Source organism: Serratia sp. M24T3, assembly GCF_000257645.1.
Classification (GTDB): domain Bacteria; phylum Pseudomonadota; class Gammaproteobacteria; order Enterobacterales; family Enterobacteriaceae; genus Rouxiella.
The window spans coordinates 180,515-196,407 of the sequence record NZ_AJHJ01000003.1; the positions used below are offsets into that span (position 1 = coordinate 180,515).

A 15,893-nucleotide genomic window follows, 5' to 3' on the forward strand; every position below is an offset into this window, starting at 1 on the left:
CCAGGCCCCGTCATTTTGGCGGGGCTTTTTTTATTTAAAACAATAGGTTAAAATTGAATTTGGTATTCACAAAGCAAGAGTGTTGATCACCTGTGAACCAGGTAATGACATTGACATCAATTTAATCACGATCAATATTGACCCCACTGTTAAAAGCCAGCGTTTTGCTCAACAATAAAGCACGCAGTTTGTGCTTCGAAAGTGCTTGAGGTTGAAATGAAAATAGAGACAGAAATGGTGCCTAAAATCCCTGCTGAAAATGAAGCGCCTGTTGTTATTGAGCCAGTCGTTATCGAGCAGTTCCTTTGCTTCGCTCTTTATTCTGCCTCCCTTGCAATGACCAAGCTTTACCAGTCCAGGCTGAAACCTCTGGGTTTGACTTACCCTCAGTATTTGGTATTACTCGCGTTGTGGGAAAGAGACAATGTAACGGTTTCGGAAATTGGTGAACGTGTTCAGCTCGATTCGGGCACCCTTAGCCAGTTATTAAAACGACTGGAGCAAACCGGTATTATCAGTAGAAGGCGGGATGTCGGAAATGACGAGAGACGAGTCCTTATCTCACTGACCAAACAGGGTCATCAGCTTAAAATCGACGCAGCGGGAGTACCAGCAGATATGATCTCCGTGATGGGCACCTCTTGTGACGAGCTGACAGATCTCACTTTCAGAGTCAAAGAATTGCGTCAGAAACTTATTAGCGCACTGCCGTAAAACTTTTGGTGATTTAAAATTTTAATCATACTGGCGATGACATCTCTGCAAAAATAAAATACACCCCAGTCCATCCCCCTGCATGAAAAAACATCTTTCAAACAAAGGGTTAAATCAACTCACCTCAACTTGAATGTTAATGGATATTCGAGTGATCCTCTATGGGAAGTACTGGGATTTTGTGTGGAATGAGCTGAGCTGAATTATCTGAATTTATCGTTTTGTGCCTTAATATCAGTCCTGAAGCCGGGGAGTGACTATCCTTTTAACTGCGCTAACAATTAACAAGCATGAGGATAAAGACATGACGATTAAACATACTCCCGTCTGGCTGATTACCGGCTGCTCAACCGGCTTTGGCCGAGAGCTGGCGAAAGAAGTGCTTAAAAAAGGGTTTAAAGTCGTGGTAACCGCCCGCGACAAGCGCTCAGTTGAAGATCTGGTCGTGGGTGCCGAAGAACGTGCTTTGGCCGTGGCGCTGGACGTAACCGACAGCGCTGCGATTCAGAAAGCGGTGAAGGCGGCGGTCGATAAATTTGGTAGCATCAGCGTGCTGGTCAATAATGCCGGCTATGGTTATCAATCTTCTGTCGAAGAAGGGGAAGAAGATCAAATTCGCGCGCAGTTCGATGCCAACGTCTTTGGACTTTTTGCCCTGACACGGGCAGTACTGCCGATTATGCGTAAAACGGGTCACGGACATATCATCAACATCACTTCGGTCGCCGGATTGGTCGGATTTCCTGGTTCCGGTTATTATTCTGCCAGCAAGCACGCGGTGGAAGGCTGGTCAGATTCGCTTCAGGCAGAGGTTGGGCCGTTGGGCATTAGCGTCACCTGTGTCGAGCCTGGTCCATTCCGTACCGATTGGGCAGGGCGCTCCTTGCAACAAACCCCCAATAAAATTGCCGACTATGCCGACACCGCGGGTAAACGTTTGCAGGGCACTTCAGAAGGCAGCGGTAAACAGCCTGGTGACCCAGTACGTGCAGCGCAGGCGATGATTGCCATTACGCAAAGTGAAAATGCGCCAAGGCATCTGGTGTTGGGGGCTTGGGGTCACGATGCAGTCACGCAGAAACTGGCGCAGCGATTAAAGGAAATCGAAGACTGGAAAGAAACTTCCGTCGGCACAGATTTTCCGAAATAAAATAGTCGCTGAACCGCGCCAAGTAAAAATCCCTGCCAATAAGCAGGGATTTTTTATATCACAAGACTGTGTAAACTCACGATACCCGTTCAGCCAGGTGGGCGGATTCGCGAGTTCGACTATTGACTATCTGCAACACGCTTTGGCACATTTCTTCAGGAGTTGCCGCTTTATAACAATGCTCGCCATCTTCCAGACTTTCTTTATTGAAGTACTCTGCAATAACACACCAGCGCACAGCACCTCGGCTCCATACGTCTCTGTCTGCGGTGCCGTCACCAATAATTAAAGCCGGACTATTGATGATTTTCTTTTTGCGTAATTCTCCAACAATAAATGTCTTACTTTTCTTTGAGGACCACATTGGAGAAGGGCGCAGGCCGATGGCGTTATTACGCCACCAAAGGAAGCGATTGCCAGTGACATTATCAGGGGATATTCCCCATTCTGCGGCCAGTGGTTTTATCCACTCTTCATAGCCGCCGGAAATAATGTGTATGTTAGCGTTGGCCTGTTTCAGGTCGGCAAAAAGTTGGTGAAAAACCGGTAATAAACGGTCTTTACTGCGTTCTACATACAGTTGTACGTGATTCCTTCTGACCCTGCGTGCCATTTGCAGCATGAAAAGGTTTTCCGCAAAACTTGCCTTGCCAGCCAGTGCTTTTGGCGCAATGTCAGCCAGCCTTTGCATTAAAACTGAACGTTGAGGATCGCTCTCAAGCGCAATTTTCAAGACTTCTACCGTGCTTTCTTCGGGTAATAGAGTGAAGTCGAAATCGAATATCACGTCCATTATTTTTTTCTCCCGGCACGGTATTGATGTTTGTCTTCGCGAGTGACTTGAGTCGCCGGAATCGCAAGATTATTGGCAATTTTTTGCTGGATCTGGTCGGCATAATGCTGAGCAGTGCCCGATTCTGATTCAGAAACATAGGCAGGTAACTTATCCAGATACTCCAGGTGAAAATGAATCGTAGGGCTACTAAGCAGCCGAAGAAACTTTATCACTCCCGATGAGTCGATGGGATTCGGCGCTAATCCAAAGGGCAAATTAATAGAAACGGCCAAGGGGACTACCGGGCGGCCTCTTACCACAAAATCAGGGCGGAAACGAAAAAGCCCCCGGCGATTATTTATGGTCGCTTCGGGGGTCACATAAAGCGCAACTCCATCAGGCGACTTTTTCCAATCCCGGAATTGCTTCATCATTTGTTTGAGGTTGTTAACTTCCCAATATGAAGAACCTGAACCTTTGAATAATAAGAAGCCCATCACCTTGCCAGCTAAACTGTCAACATGATGAACCATCAACGTACTTAAAGGCATTGCCAGTGCAGGAAAGTGGTCGAAAACACTGATGTGATTCGCCGCAACAATGCACCCGTTAGTGTGTTTTTGTACTGTGTCATAATCGAGGTTACAGGTAATCCTGATACCCAATAAACGAAGCAGGTTTCTATAAGTTTTTTTCTTGGTATGTACCGAACAAAATTGTATTAAAACTGTGTAAATAATCAGCAGGAATACCCTGCTTATTGCGACTAATATGCCCAAGGGAAACCAAAGAGCCCATAAAGTAGGATTCTTTTTATCCCCCTGGAACACTTCGTGATCGCAAAGAAGGACGACATCATCATTTTCCATTTCTGAGCCTTTAATTGATTTTGTTATCGGCAAAGCGCTTGCTTCCTACTAATTTGATGATTTTACCTTCATTTGCCTGACGTACTTTCTGGAAACGTTCTTGGCTGAAAATAATACGTTGGTGAGGGCCGTACTCTAAATCAAAAATACCGTCAGTAAATTCTTCTAACTGAAGATATTTCATGTTCATATTAATAGCTTTAACATTCTTGATATTGGTCATGGTATGAACCTGATCCAATTTTAAAACATCAAAGGCATAAGTTAATGCAAGATGACCGGCAATAAAGGGCCAGGGAGTTCCCCACCAAGGTTCGTCATAACGCATTCCAAAGTTGATGCCGTGTTCTTTTTTTTCAAATCCAGCAAAGCCGATAAAACGTTTATCTTCGCCCAGAGTGGCGGCCCAGCGAGAATAACCATACTGTTCCTGAGAGGCTCTAAAACGGGCAATCTCTTTCTCAACGACATCTTTAGGACGTGACTGACCTGATGAGATAAACTTCATGACTTGTTGGTTCGCCGCCATTGCCGAATAGCCTTCAACATCTTCAGGCTCCCACATTCTCAATGTAACATTATAGGCTTGGATAATGTCCATGCGCACTCCTTAATTGTGGTGACTTCAAGTAACAGTAACTTTAAGTAATAATAAGTTTATTAATTAAAGTGTATTTCCGACTAATAACAAATCTATCTAAAGAGTGACGTTATCAGATCTGGAGTGTGACGATTCCGTGTCAACTTTTTCCAGAACTCTGGAGAAGACAGTGACTACGCTATTTATTAATATAAATTTTTTCCGTTAAGCAATATTCCATCAAAGAATAGATTGATTTCGGAATAACAAAAAAGAGTAGCTGGTAAATGGCTCGGAATGAGCTCATCAGCGTTTAATTCAAACTCAGCGTGTTCTTTAACCTGGGTGGCCAGAGTTTACTGCGAGTTAGTTTCAGCGCTTAGTATCCAGTTGATCATTCTTGTGACCCTAATCGTTTAATTTTCAATCAAAATCACTTTCATACTCCGTAGCAATGACCCCTTCTACGACGACCTAGCACCACTTGGATCTGAGAACTAGTTTAGTGTTACATAAGCTCCGTTAAACCAATACTAGATGATATGGAGTTTTTTTTCACATACTCAATTGTGTTACCAAAGAGATTCACTTGTAATTTTATGTAAGCTCTATCACTAAAAACTATAAAAAACATTGATTTAAATCAAGTAAATTTTTTTATTTTTTTACAAAAGTGTTTGTATGCAAATTCTGACTGCTTAATATTGTTCCATTTAGCTAAGGATTTTTAATATAAAACTGCGTTTTTTCTAAATCACTTCATTTTTATTAATGTTTTATTAAATCCTCTGCAGAAAAGCTTTAGATCAGGATTAAATTCTGAAGATCAGTATGTCGAGTCTTAAAGTTCATCCAGTGCGGTGAGCATTGGCTATGTATCTTATTGTTTTATAATGAGTATATTTAATGAGCGCATCGTCACGCTTTTGATTTTATGTGTTTTAAATCAATTGTTTAGCGGTAATTAATGACAAAGGTAGCCTGAGCATCGGCAGTGCCTGCCTGAACAGCTTTTGCGGTGGTTATATAGCGGGCATAAAAACCAAGAGTTGCGTTTCCAGAGCTGCCAACAACCACGGCATGCGATTCTTTATTTAAAGGCAGCTCGGTTTTGTCACTGTCCAGAAGCTCAATGGCTACGTTTTCGACTGTTGAGGTGGAATCAAGAGCCAGATATTGATCATTGGTAGGGTCACTCTTACCACTAAAGGTGGTGGTGACTGATGAATTAGCACAGTTATTAAGAGAGATTGAAAAATAGGTAGGGGTTGTGGTTATTCCAGAGGATTTATAGGAGCGGGTATTCCATTGCCCTAGATTGACAGTAATGTTTTGGCTTGCAGAGCTGATGGTGCAGCTCCAGGTCACTATGTTGGCCGAGAATCGAACATTGCTCATTCCTAAGCTGTCTGCCTGGCAGCCGAAGCAAAGAATTGAAGTTAAGGTAATGATTATTAGACTAAATAATGCTGACTTGTTCATTGTCCCCTCTCTATTGGAAATCAACACGCAAGTAACCGATTGCCGTAACAGGCCCTGCGGCAGGCTGATTGCCGGTCACGCTTACTGGCCAGGATTCAAGCGAGATATTGGCTCGGCTGCTGTCATCTAAACGGAAAGGAATAACGCTGTGGGTATTATTCGGCGTGAGTGGCGTACCCGCAGAATTTGCCAAAATAAAGCCAACATCAGGATTATCAGACACTACCGCGTTGCCGCTGACATTACTGGCCTCGAGTCGTAAAGTCATCGTAGTTTGTGCCGATATATCATTGCAGGCGATACCAATACTTTTCTCCAGTGTATTAGCATTACTGGGCTTTTGGCCCGCTCCGGCAACTGCAAAAGACTGGGCGCTTATATTACCGAAATTAAACTCAACAACTGTTCCAGCATTAATCGTGCAACTTTGGGGTACGGTCATTGTGGCATTTAAATTAATCTGCGCCAGCGGTTGGCCTGGGCCTAATCCGGGCCCCCCCTGATTGCCATATACATAGGCGATAGGCTCGTTGACAATAAAACTTGGCCCAACAAACTTTTTCTTGATTCTCAGCTTTATATTCACTCTCGATCCAGATGAGGTAAATGAAGACCAGGGGCAAAATTGGCTGCAATTATCTGAAACATCTATGAAAGGGACATTGTTGAATGGATTTGAGCCGCTGAATCTATTGAAAACTCCAATTTGCACTGCTACCTGAAGATAATCATTATCAGCCAGGTTGTACCAGTTCGTGCCGTCACCGTCTCTGGATGATAAAGTCATGGAGCCTGAAGGAAGCCCTGAATAATAGGTGGTCTGGTTCGTGCAACCTCCGGCCAGTCTATATCTTCCACCAGAGTAATGAGTGATCCACGGTGTGATAAAACCTATTGTATTCGAAGAGGACATAATTGACGTGGTATAGTCATAAATATAAGTTCCAACATCAGCAGTACAGTGCATAGCAAATGCATTCATAGAAAATAGTGTTGAAATTAAAAAAATAATATTGTGCAAGACGTTTTTCATCTGGTCTCTCAGTAACAGAGGTCTTTTTGCCAATGAATATAAAATTAACGGCAAAGCTCGGTAAGGTTATAAATTGGAGTTTTTTTACTTACTTGGGGAATATCATAGCTTGCAGTACAGCTCTCATTATCAGTTGGTCCCCACTGCACCTTTAATTTTCCGCTTTGCGGCATCCCGCTTAAATATGCCTGCCCATCATCTCCTACAATACTTGATGAGTCAGAACCGACTTCCTGAACCGAGGCTCCGAAGGGAATGGGATGATTATTATGATTCAGGGTAATTAATGCGCGCACCCCGATATGAGTGTCAAAGCTGGACAACACCAATGCTCCTCGGGTTGGTACCACATTTTTTACATTGTCTGTGATATCGGTCTGCGAATTCATGGTATCGGTATCCAGCGCGATACGATTCAGGCGGTAAATGTCAGCGTAAGGAACAACGGTATAACCACGAAAATCAGTAGCGACGCCAGTTTTATTCTCCACGCTGACTCCGGCTGCGCCAGGAGCTTTGACAAGAATATTGGTTTCGCCCAGTGGTTGGCTGAGAGTAATGCCATTCTGGTGTGCAACCATTCCGCCAGAAAGCTGCAAGGTGTAATCATGTGTACCTGGCGCATAGCTGTATCCCAAAGCTCCAGTGCCATAGGCACCTTGAAGCTGGGCGTTGGCATTGCCGGATTCGCCATTAGTGGAGCTTTGTCCCTGCATCAGGCTGTAGCTTAAATTGCTGTCCCGAAGCAGAGTTCCGCTAACGCCTGACTGTAAGGAATCGGTACCATCTGAATTATGCGAAGCATTGCTGGTGATGTACATTCTGTCCGCGACGCGGGTGCTGCCTGAATATTGATGTCCCAGAAGAGCACTGACAGGAATCGACAAATTAACCGAAGCAACATGATCGGTATCAGATATCCCCACCGATTCGGTAGAAGACAGGCTCAAAGTATAATTAATACTGTGCCAGGAATTGGAATAACCGAGTTGGTAGGTTTTGTTTTCCGCGCTCATTCCCCAGTAGCTCTGTTCACTAATTGAGGCATACATTGAGCCATACTGACCAAGGCTCTGGTTAATATTAATCTGTAGGCGGGTTTTTTTCGCATAACCTAGATTGTGGTAAGAGGTGGCGGTATAGACCTCGTTGCCGTAGCCATCATCTTTTAAGCCGTATTGATAGCCTTCGGTATCTTTATAAGCCACATCGTCAAGGGTATAAAAACCTTGGCTAGAATAGCGATAGCCTGCAAACTGAAAAGTCGTGCCTGACTGGATATGTGACTTGGCGTAGGCAACATGCGCGGACTGACCGCGATAATGACTGCCGTCTGACAGGGTGCTTGCTGCCTGGGTTACGTCCAGTGAAATCGCGCCAAGATCCCCCAAGTTTTTACCGACTCCACCGGTAAATGCCTGATATTTTGCAGCCAGCTGTGTTCCGCCATAAACTGTCATTCCTTGACCAAAGCCATAAATAGCCGTGCCTTGAGCAAAAAACGGATCGTTCTGATCGTCGCTGCCGCTGCGAAAATTACCGACAATTAAGTCGTATTTTATGCGGCCGGTGCGCTGTAGCACAGGAAGGGTGGAATAAGGAATAACAAAAGTCTGAGAGGAGCCGTTGGTTCCCTGCACCGAAACGGTGAGATCGCCACTGGAAGATGTCGGGTTCAGGTCATTAATGGTAAAAGGGCCTGATGAGACATAGGTTTGATAAATAACATAGCCGTTTTGCCTGATGACAACTTTTGAACGGCTATTGGCAATGCCATGTATTGTTGGCGCAAATCCTTGAAGACTATCTGGATACATGGATTCGTCACTGTATAAACGAATGCCTTGAAAACCGACGCTGTCATAAATATCGTTACTGGTATTGCTTTCACCTAACACCAGCTCACTTTTCAAAGCAATGACTGCCCGCTCCAGATAAGTATCAATATTTGACCATTGATTACTGGTGTAACCTTTGTAACTGTCATAGGTCCAGGAGCTATTATTACGCAAACGCCAGGCTCCAAGATTTAAACCACTGCCCAACGAAAGAAAATTACTTTGACCTGTAGTGCCTTTATCTGCCGATAAGCTGTAATTGATCAGCAATGCAGGGATCCCGTTATCCCACTGAGAAGGTGGAATGTATCCACGGGCGCGATTAGCCAACCATGCTTGCGGAAAACTCAGCTTTAGTTTTTGATCAGCAAAATCGTAATCAATGTTAGTCGCAGGGATGAGCTTTTGCACTGGCAAACACTCTCCAGTTGAATATTTATTCAGCTGTGGGATTGCCGAGGTATTAACTCCCAAGGTGTTAAGCCAATCTTTATCGAGACAGGGAGTTAGGCCTCCTGCCTGTCCTGACGATTCAGTCGAATCACTCCCCGCATCTATAAACTTCATATTCTTGGTGGCTACAAACTGGTTATTTACCGAGATGTCTACCTGATAAATCCCCGCTTGCTGTTTTCCTTGTTCAAATCGTGTCAGGTCGGCAACCGAGGCGGAGTCAGCTGATAGGAAAGCAGGGTTAAAATAGCTATCGGCATAAGCCGAGCGTATACAAAGTAATAAGCAGGCAATATGACTTAAGGCGAAAAAATACCCGGGATGTATTTTCCTTATTCGGCAATACTTGGTTTTATTTGAAACGCGCATAGCTTCCCGACCTGACTTTTGCTATTTAATCACGCGAGTTTGCGGCGGTGTTAATGCGCCATAGTCATTAATCGACTGAAAAGTAATCTCGCTTCCAGCAATATCCAAATTTGCTGAGTTCATTGGCGCGACCATCACGTTTTGAGGTTTTTTACCGACAGAAGTGATATTCACCAAGGTAATGTAATACGGGGTAGGATTAGAGATTTGAACCGAATTTCCCGTGCGGTTAAACTTTAGCTTTTGTGGTGCGTCAGTGGGCTGCGTTGGCAGATTATCCGGCCGGACAAACAGCTTGATACGTGACAGGATGGCAAGTTGCAGAATGTTTTTCCCTGCGGTCTCATTTTTGTCCAGTGACGGAATCGCTTTTACATTCAAATAAAACAAAGTTTCTCTATCTTTGGGCAGCGCGGCCCCTGCATAGATGATACGCAATGTATTTTCGGTTTTCGCTTCCGAGACAAATAGCGGCGGCGTAACAACAAAATTGCTATCTTTTTTACCGTTTGCATTTTCTATCCAGCTGTTGATAAGGAAGCGCTGTGTTGTGCTGCTGTTGGAAATGGGTAATGAAGTCTGAGATGCGCCCTGAGGGTAGATAACTCGCGTTGCGCCCAAGGCAATACCGCCGTCGGCGAACGATTGTAAAGGGGCTAATAAGAGTCCGACAGCCAGAAGGAGGGCTGATTTAAATTTGTTGTGCATTGGAATACCCAATTAACTTTTGATGCATTGGCCTAGTGAGAAATAGGCCTCTTCCCTGAGGCCGTCGTAGTCCATTATTTATTATTTGTGCTTACAAACTACTGATATTGAATCACGAAGGTCGCATCGGCATCTGCCTGACCCGCAGTCACTGTCGCTGCTGTGGATTTGTAGCGTGCGGTGAACGGGATGGTGTTGTCGCCATCGGTCAGCGTTTTGGCAACAGAGTAAGTGGTGCCATCAGGCGGCAAATCGTTTGAGGCGCTGTCCAACAGCTGTATACCCACGCCAGATGCTGCAGTGGAATTGGTTCCACCGGCATTTACAGCAAACAGCGTTGAGTTGTCTTCATCCGGAGTGCCGGTGAATGCGATTGAAGCAGCAGTTGCTACAGTAGTATCACAGTTAACCAATTTGATGTTAAAAGGAATATTGGTAGTAGTTTGGCCCGCTGCGGTAATCGAGGCAGTTCTGTATTGCCCTAAATTGATGGTTTGATCTGCGGTATCGGTACTCACGGCACAGGCTGCGTTAACAAACTGACCTGTGAAATGGACAGTACCACCGTTAACGGTATTTGTTGTTGTAGTGCCTGCTGTCGCGTTTGCACAGACTGCAACCAGACTAAGGGAAGCAACAACAGAAAGTGCAATAGTTTTGTATTTCATCTTAAAGAATCCTAGCTGTGATATATACAAATTGACCTGATTTATCCCTTACCTAGTCATATAAACGAAAAAGATCACCGGAGATAGTTGGGCATCCAGGCTTATTATTTTCCGGAAATTTTCTTCCCAAAATTACGCATGTTGCCGAATCAGACTCTGCAACAAAATAATTAAAAATCTTACGATGAATGCTCGATGGCTATTGATCATAAGCGGGAAAGAAATCTTAAAAAAATGAAAATTATAGTAATCGCTAGCACTATGACTAGCCGATAATTTATAGTGCTTACCTAGCAATATTTAATGACGCGACAGCAACAAAAATTCTCTGTGAGGACTCAGTTTTATTTCATCACTGTTTAGCGGATTTCAGTTTCAAAATATGAAAATTTAACTTAGTTACGGGTCTATCAAAAAGCAGGCGGCAATTTAATATAAAACTGATCATTTTAATAACAATCTTTGGAATAAAAGCACAAATTGTCAAAGAGCGTTAGTTTAGTAAAATAATTAATTTCGGATACTAACTGGTCAGCTGTATTATAAATAATCACGATTGATTGAATTTTGATCGATTTAATTTCGCGGCAAAATAGTAAATCAGGTTATAGTTTTTACTTATGTTGCAGTTAAAATAAATCAGCCTTCATGTTAGGTAATATTTAACAAGCGGTAATATTAGAGGTCATTAATAATTGGTTACTAATAGGGTAGGGGGCATTATTTATCAGGCTGAAAATAATGAGGGTAATAAACGTAAAGAGTGTCGCCTTGGAAATTTCAATTTAATTTGCATGGATATGCATAAATATTAAATTATTATACCTGTAGCTTCACTATTTTAGCGCCATTTTGCCCCCTCAAAGCAGTAATTGCTAAATCACAAATGCTACAAACAATGCTGGCGAGGTTACTATAGGTCGGGGTGATATGGCCCTAAGCCAACATTGCACCCGACAAAACTTATTTATTTTGCAATATGGAAACAAATAATGACCCAAATTATCGATTTGCTTAACTGGCGTTATGCCACCAAAAAGTACAATTCATCCAGGAAAGTGCCAGTGGATAAGTTGGAACGCATTCTTGAGGCTGTACGCCTGACGGCCACAACCAGTGGTTTACAGCCGTTTGAATTGCTGGTGGTCACCAACGACGAAATTCGCGAAAAGATGAAAGCGGTAAGTTGGAATCAGGCGCAAATCACTGATTGTTCGCACTTGTTAGTGTTTGCCGCCTGGGACAATATTACTCCAGAACGCGTCAATATGATGTTTGATCTCACTAACGAGGTGCGCGGTACTGTCAATGAAGGTTGGGAAAACTATCGCAAAATGCTGCTCGGCATCGTAGCCGAACGTGGTCAGGAAGCTAACTATCAGGCCTCTGCACGACAGGCCTATATCGGCCTCGGTTCGGCAATGATTGCTGCGGCGGCGGAAGGGGTGGATGCCACGCCGATGGAAGGTTTTGACCCCGCTGCAATCGATGAAATCCTGGGTCTTTCAGCGAAAAACTTGCGTAGCGTAATTATATTACCGCTGGGTTATCGCTCAGAAGAAGGGGACTGGCTGGTTAATCTGAAGAAGGTGCGCCGCGCACGCGAAAACTTTATTACTGAAATCAAATAATCGGTTAATAAATTCGCTATCCCCTTAAAATAATGGCAATACTCCTCTCAGATGAGTTCTCTAGAGGGAGTATTGCCTTACTAAATCAGGATATTGATATGCAAATCCGCAGCGTTGAAAAACATGACTTACCCCAGTTGATGGCGCTATATCGCCATCTTAATCCCAACGATGCAGACACCGAACTGCATGATGCTGAATTAAAATTGGAACGGCTGCGAACTTATCCAGGTAGTGACATTTTCATCGGCTGTCTGGATAAAGAGATCGTTGCGTCCTGTACGCTGGTGGTTATTCCTAATCTTACTCGCGGCGGCGCTCCTTACGCTTTGATCGAGAACGTGGTGACTCAGACTAATTACCGTAACCGTGGGTATGGTAAGTTGCTTCTGAGCGCTGCGGTTGAGGCAGCATGGCGTGCAGAGTGCTATAAAGTCATGCTACTGACCGGATCGCAGTCTGAATCGGTACATAATTTTTATCTTGCCGCTGGGTTCGAGCAAAACAAAACGGGTTTCCAAATCAGAAACTATTCCCGGTTAGATAACTAGCAGGCAGCTTCCATTAATGCTGTGGGTTAACCATTTCACTTAAAACGGTTATCAATGGGACTTCGCCAATAATTCTTTCTGCCGGTGCGCCTTGATAGGTTATCCATTCCTCATTGAAGCCATCAATCATTCGCATGCGTGGCTGAGGATTTTTTGCTCCTTGCGAACGAAATAAAGACTCCCAATTCTCTCTCGGCACTGCCTCGGCAATAACTGTTCGCCCGAGAATTTTGCTGAAAGCATTGGCAAGATTGTGTGGGGAAATTCGCTCTGGCCCTTCGAGTTCGACAATACGTTTTCCCGTCCACTGTTCCTGTAACAAATTAGCCGCGACGCGGCCAACATCCGCAGTGGCCACCATTGGAACGGTTTTATCCAATGGTTGCAGGAAGCTGTGGATCACGCCATTACTGCGCGCGGAATCGAGATCAAAGGCTGAATTTTCGATAAACCAGCCGGGGCGCAGGAACGCAATCGGCAAATCCAGGGCGGATAAAGCTTGTTCCATAAGGGTGCGTTGAGTCAGCAAATTGCTTTGCGTAGCCTGTGCCCCAATGGTTGACAGGCATACGACCTTTTGCGGCCTCGCGGCTTTGAGGGCATCACAAACGGCAAGGATAACTTTTTTGGCCTCTGGGAAATCGGGTTCAGGGTCAAAATCTGAAGGTGGGAGAATAAACACGGCGGTTGCTCCCAGGAAAGCCGCCTCTAGCGCTTTTGCATCAGCCATATCCGCCAGGGCAATTTCACATCCAAGCTTTTGCCAGAATGGCGCTTTTGTAGCATCGCGGATCACTGCACGAACGGGTTTGCCTGCTTTAAGCAATTGACGCGCAACTACGCCGCCGACTTTCCCGGTAATACCTGTTATTACATACATTTATTTTTTCCTTACTTTCTGAATATTAGAATGGATAGGGTGTAAAGCTGTTGCTTTCTGTAAGCCGTGATGGGAAGTATAAAGAGGATTGTTAGTTGACAGAATGCACATCGGGTCATAACTTTAATGACGTTTACGCATCAATACCTTTTACAGGAATAAATCATGAGCTTCGACGGGCGACTGCTTTCTAACATCAATGTATTAGCCGCGATAGTCCACAGCGGGAGCTTTGCACGCGCGGCCGAAGCACTAAGCCTGTCGCCTTCCGGAGTAAGTCGAGCAGTGAGTCGTCTTGAGTCGAGCATCGGTATTCGGCTGTTCGACCGCACTACGCGGGCTGTGACCTTAACGGACGAAGGCAGGAGGCTGTATGAAGAAATTAGTCCATTATTGGCGGGGATTAGCGACGCGGTAAGTTTGGCATCGGGGGCATCGACCGCGGTGCATGGCCGGCTGCGTGTCAACGTCGATCCTTATTTTTCGCGGCGAATACTGGCTCCGCACCTTAACGAGTTTCTGAATAAATACCCGGGCATCTCATTGGAGATAATGGTGCGCGATCAATTAGGTGACATCGTTGCGGAAGGTTTTGATATCGCGGTGCGATTTGGGCAGCCGCCATCTTCTTCACTGATTGCCCGCAAACTATTTGAAACTCAAACGGTTACCGTGGCGTCCGCCGACTATGTTCGGCGGCATGGTGTTCCACAAAGCCCGGCCGATTTAATTCACCATGCTTGTATACAGATGCGGAGTTCAATGACCGGCATGCCGCTGGAATGGGTCTATTCAGCTAAAGGTGACAATGTAACGGCTGATATTTCAAGTCGATTATTGGTCAATGAATCTGAAACTCTGTTGGCGGCCTGCCTTGCGGGTGCCGGGATTGCCAGGATGAAGGCTGAAGGAGTGAAAGAGTTACTGGCGCAAGGAGATTTGGTCGAGCTGATGACCGATTGGACGGGGGAGAAGTTTCAACTTTTCGCCCTGTATCCGTCACGACACCTGCCCGCGGCAAAAGTACGGGCGTTTATAGATTTCATCATCGGGTTGCTGGTGGCCAAACCTGATAAATTGATTGTATTTCAACCTGTTGAACAGCAGTAAGGCCTGAGGTCAACACTCAGGCCGAATCAAAGAGTAAACAGTGCTTTATGCCGAAACCAGTGCCTGTTGTTAGAGTACGGAATACTTTGATATCACGTTCTAATCATCAAAACGTAGTGCAACAGCAGCGGCAAATACTCAAACCAGTCGAAGTTTGGTCTCTACGGCGACACCAATAATTTCATAATCATCCTTGATGACAAACATCGGCCAGGCAGGGTTTAAGCCTTTCAAGTATTTTTCCCCGGCATCCACAACATACTTTTTAAACGTTGCTTCGTTTGCGCCGCTTAACTTTGCAATCACCAGGTCACCGCTCACTGCTTCGCGGCAAGTGTCAAAGAGTGCATAGGTTCCTTCAGGAATGCTGAGCCCCAGAGGTGCCGTCATCGAATCATTATTCACACGAGTCCAGAATCCGTCGCCAAGCAGCGGAGCATCAGACTCAAACCATAAATCAATGTTTTTCAATGCGTTAACATCCAAAGGCTTTTCAAGATTTGCAGCCTGAGCATGAGTTAACACCGGATATCTGATGCACAGCGTATTCGGTTGAATTTCTGAATCAACCTTATCAAAATCAATACCATACATTAAATGTGTTGGAGAACAGTTCAAGGCAAAACTCAGCGAGATAAGGTTGCCTCCTTTGGGCTCGCTTTCCGAATTTTCCCACTGAGATATGGTGACATGAGAAACACGTAGCAGCTTAGCAAGATCCCTTTGGGTGAGTTGAAGCTCTTTCCTTAGTGCTTGAATACGATCGCCAATTGACCCGTCAATAATAAAACGCCCCGCCATAATGTCTCGTTGTTTCTTATCCATCTTCCAATCTCACGTAGTTTAACTATTCTGAAAACCATTTTAGTCTTGCGGCAATAAAAATAATAAGACGAAATATAGTTATATCAAATTTACTTAGCAAAAAGTGAGTTTGAAAATCTTTTTTTCACTAATGTAAAATTTCTTGGAGAATAGCTTAGCAACATTGCTGAATGTGAGAGATGCAAGAGGCATGCAATCCTACAGCTAAAGATAAAATGTTAATTATTTCAATAGGATAGTTAATTTATGCGTCCATT

Annotated in this window: 15 protein-coding genes; 5 read left to right on the plus strand and 10 right to left on the minus strand. The window is 44.5% G+C overall.

The window, feature by feature from the left end:
* Window positions 1-234: 234 nt before the first annotated feature.
* Together SPM24T3_RS04160 and SPM24T3_RS04165 are read left to right on the plus strand one after the other, a co-directional pair.
* The gene (locus SPM24T3_RS04160; protein WP_037377566.1) at window positions 235-714 is read left to right on the plus strand and encodes a MarR family winged helix-turn-helix transcriptional regulator; all 480 of its coding nucleotides are present in this window, start codon (window positions 235-237) and stop codon (window positions 712-714) included.
* 304 nt (window positions 715-1,018) lie between these two features.
* Window positions 1,019-1,864, plus strand: coding sequence for an oxidoreductase (locus SPM24T3_RS04165; RefSeq protein WP_009635450.1), 846 nt, complete (start codon window positions 1,019-1,021; stop codon window positions 1,862-1,864).
* 76 nt (window positions 1,865-1,940) lie between these two features.
* On the opposite strand, the gene SPM24T3_RS04170 is transcribed toward SPM24T3_RS04165, so the two are convergent.
* The 8 genes from SPM24T3_RS04170 to fimA form a co-directional block, all read right to left on the minus strand.
* Window positions 1,941-2,657, minus strand: coding sequence for an HAD family phosphatase (locus SPM24T3_RS04170; RefSeq protein WP_009635451.1), 717 nt, complete (start codon window positions 2,655-2,657; stop codon window positions 1,941-1,943).
* Window positions 2,657-3,508: a hypothetical protein gene (locus tag SPM24T3_RS04175; RefSeq protein ID WP_009635452.1), complete on the minus strand. Its 852-nt coding sequence runs from the start codon at window positions 3,506-3,508 to the stop codon at window positions 2,657-2,659. Before SPM24T3_RS04175 ends, SPM24T3_RS04170 begins: the two co-directional genes overlap by 1 nt.
* 10 nt (window positions 3,509-3,518) lie before the next feature.
* Complete coding sequence (locus SPM24T3_RS04180) at window positions 3,519-4,109, minus strand: GNAT family N-acetyltransferase (protein WP_009635453.1); 591 nt, start codon at window positions 4,107-4,109, stop codon at window positions 3,519-3,521.
* A 933-nt stretch (window positions 4,110-5,042) separates the two neighbouring features.
* Complete coding sequence (locus SPM24T3_RS04185; RefSeq protein WP_037377504.1) at window positions 5,043-5,570, minus strand: fimbrial protein; 528 nt, start codon at window positions 5,568-5,570, stop codon at window positions 5,043-5,045.
* 10 nt (window positions 5,571-5,580) lie between these two features.
* A complete protein-coding gene (locus SPM24T3_RS25095) occupies window positions 5,581-6,603 on the minus strand; it encodes a fimbrial protein (protein WP_037377507.1) in 1,023 nt (340 codons plus the stop codon).
* Between the two features lie 44 nt (window positions 6,604-6,647).
* The gene (fimD, locus tag SPM24T3_RS04195) at window positions 6,648-9,263 is read right to left on the minus strand and encodes an outer membrane usher protein FimD (RefSeq protein ID WP_009635456.1); all 2,616 of its coding nucleotides are present in this window, start codon (window positions 9,261-9,263) and stop codon (window positions 6,648-6,650) included.
* Between the two features lie 21 nt (window positions 9,264-9,284).
* Window positions 9,285-9,971: a fimbria/pilus periplasmic chaperone gene (locus tag SPM24T3_RS04200; RefSeq protein WP_009635457.1), complete on the minus strand. Its 687-nt coding sequence runs from the start codon at window positions 9,969-9,971 to the stop codon at window positions 9,285-9,287.
* Between the two features lie 98 nt (window positions 9,972-10,069).
* Complete coding sequence (gene fimA / locus SPM24T3_RS04205) at window positions 10,070-10,639, minus strand: type 1 fimbrial major subunit FimA (protein ID WP_009635458.1); 570 nt, start codon at window positions 10,637-10,639, stop codon at window positions 10,070-10,072.
* 992 nt (window positions 10,640-11,631) lie between these two features.
* Between fimA and SPM24T3_RS04210 the strand changes: the two genes are divergently transcribed.
* A complete protein-coding gene (locus SPM24T3_RS04210) occupies window positions 11,632-12,270 on the plus strand; it encodes an NAD(P)H-dependent oxidoreductase (RefSeq protein ID WP_009635459.1) in 639 nt (212 codons plus the stop codon).
* Window positions 12,271-12,368: 98 nt separating this feature from the next.
* On the plus strand, window positions 12,369-12,821 hold the full coding sequence (locus SPM24T3_RS04215; protein WP_009635460.1) for a GNAT family N-acetyltransferase: 453 nt from the start codon (window positions 12,369-12,371) through the stop codon (window positions 12,819-12,821).
* Between the two features lie 13 nt (window positions 12,822-12,834).
* On the opposite strand, the gene SPM24T3_RS04220 is transcribed toward SPM24T3_RS04215, so the two are convergent.
* Complete coding sequence (locus tag SPM24T3_RS04220; RefSeq protein ID WP_009635461.1) at window positions 12,835-13,701, minus strand: NmrA family NAD(P)-binding protein; 867 nt, start codon at window positions 13,699-13,701, stop codon at window positions 12,835-12,837.
* A 165-nt stretch (window positions 13,702-13,866) separates the two neighbouring features.
* Here SPM24T3_RS04220 and SPM24T3_RS04225 point away from each other — a divergent pair, with 165 nt between their 5' ends.
* On the plus strand, window positions 13,867-14,811 hold the full coding sequence (locus tag SPM24T3_RS04225) for a LysR family transcriptional regulator (protein WP_009635462.1): 945 nt from the start codon (window positions 13,867-13,869) through the stop codon (window positions 14,809-14,811).
* A gap of 138 nt (window positions 14,812-14,949) precedes the next feature.
* Here SPM24T3_RS04225 and SPM24T3_RS04230 read toward each other — a convergent pair whose 3' ends face one another.
* Window positions 14,950-15,636 carry a S24 family peptidase gene (locus SPM24T3_RS04230; protein ID WP_009635463.1) on the minus strand — a complete coding sequence of 229 codons (687 nt, stop codon included), beginning with the start codon at window positions 15,634-15,636 and terminating at the stop codon, window positions 14,950-14,952.
* Window positions 15,637-15,893: the final 257 nt, after the last annotated feature.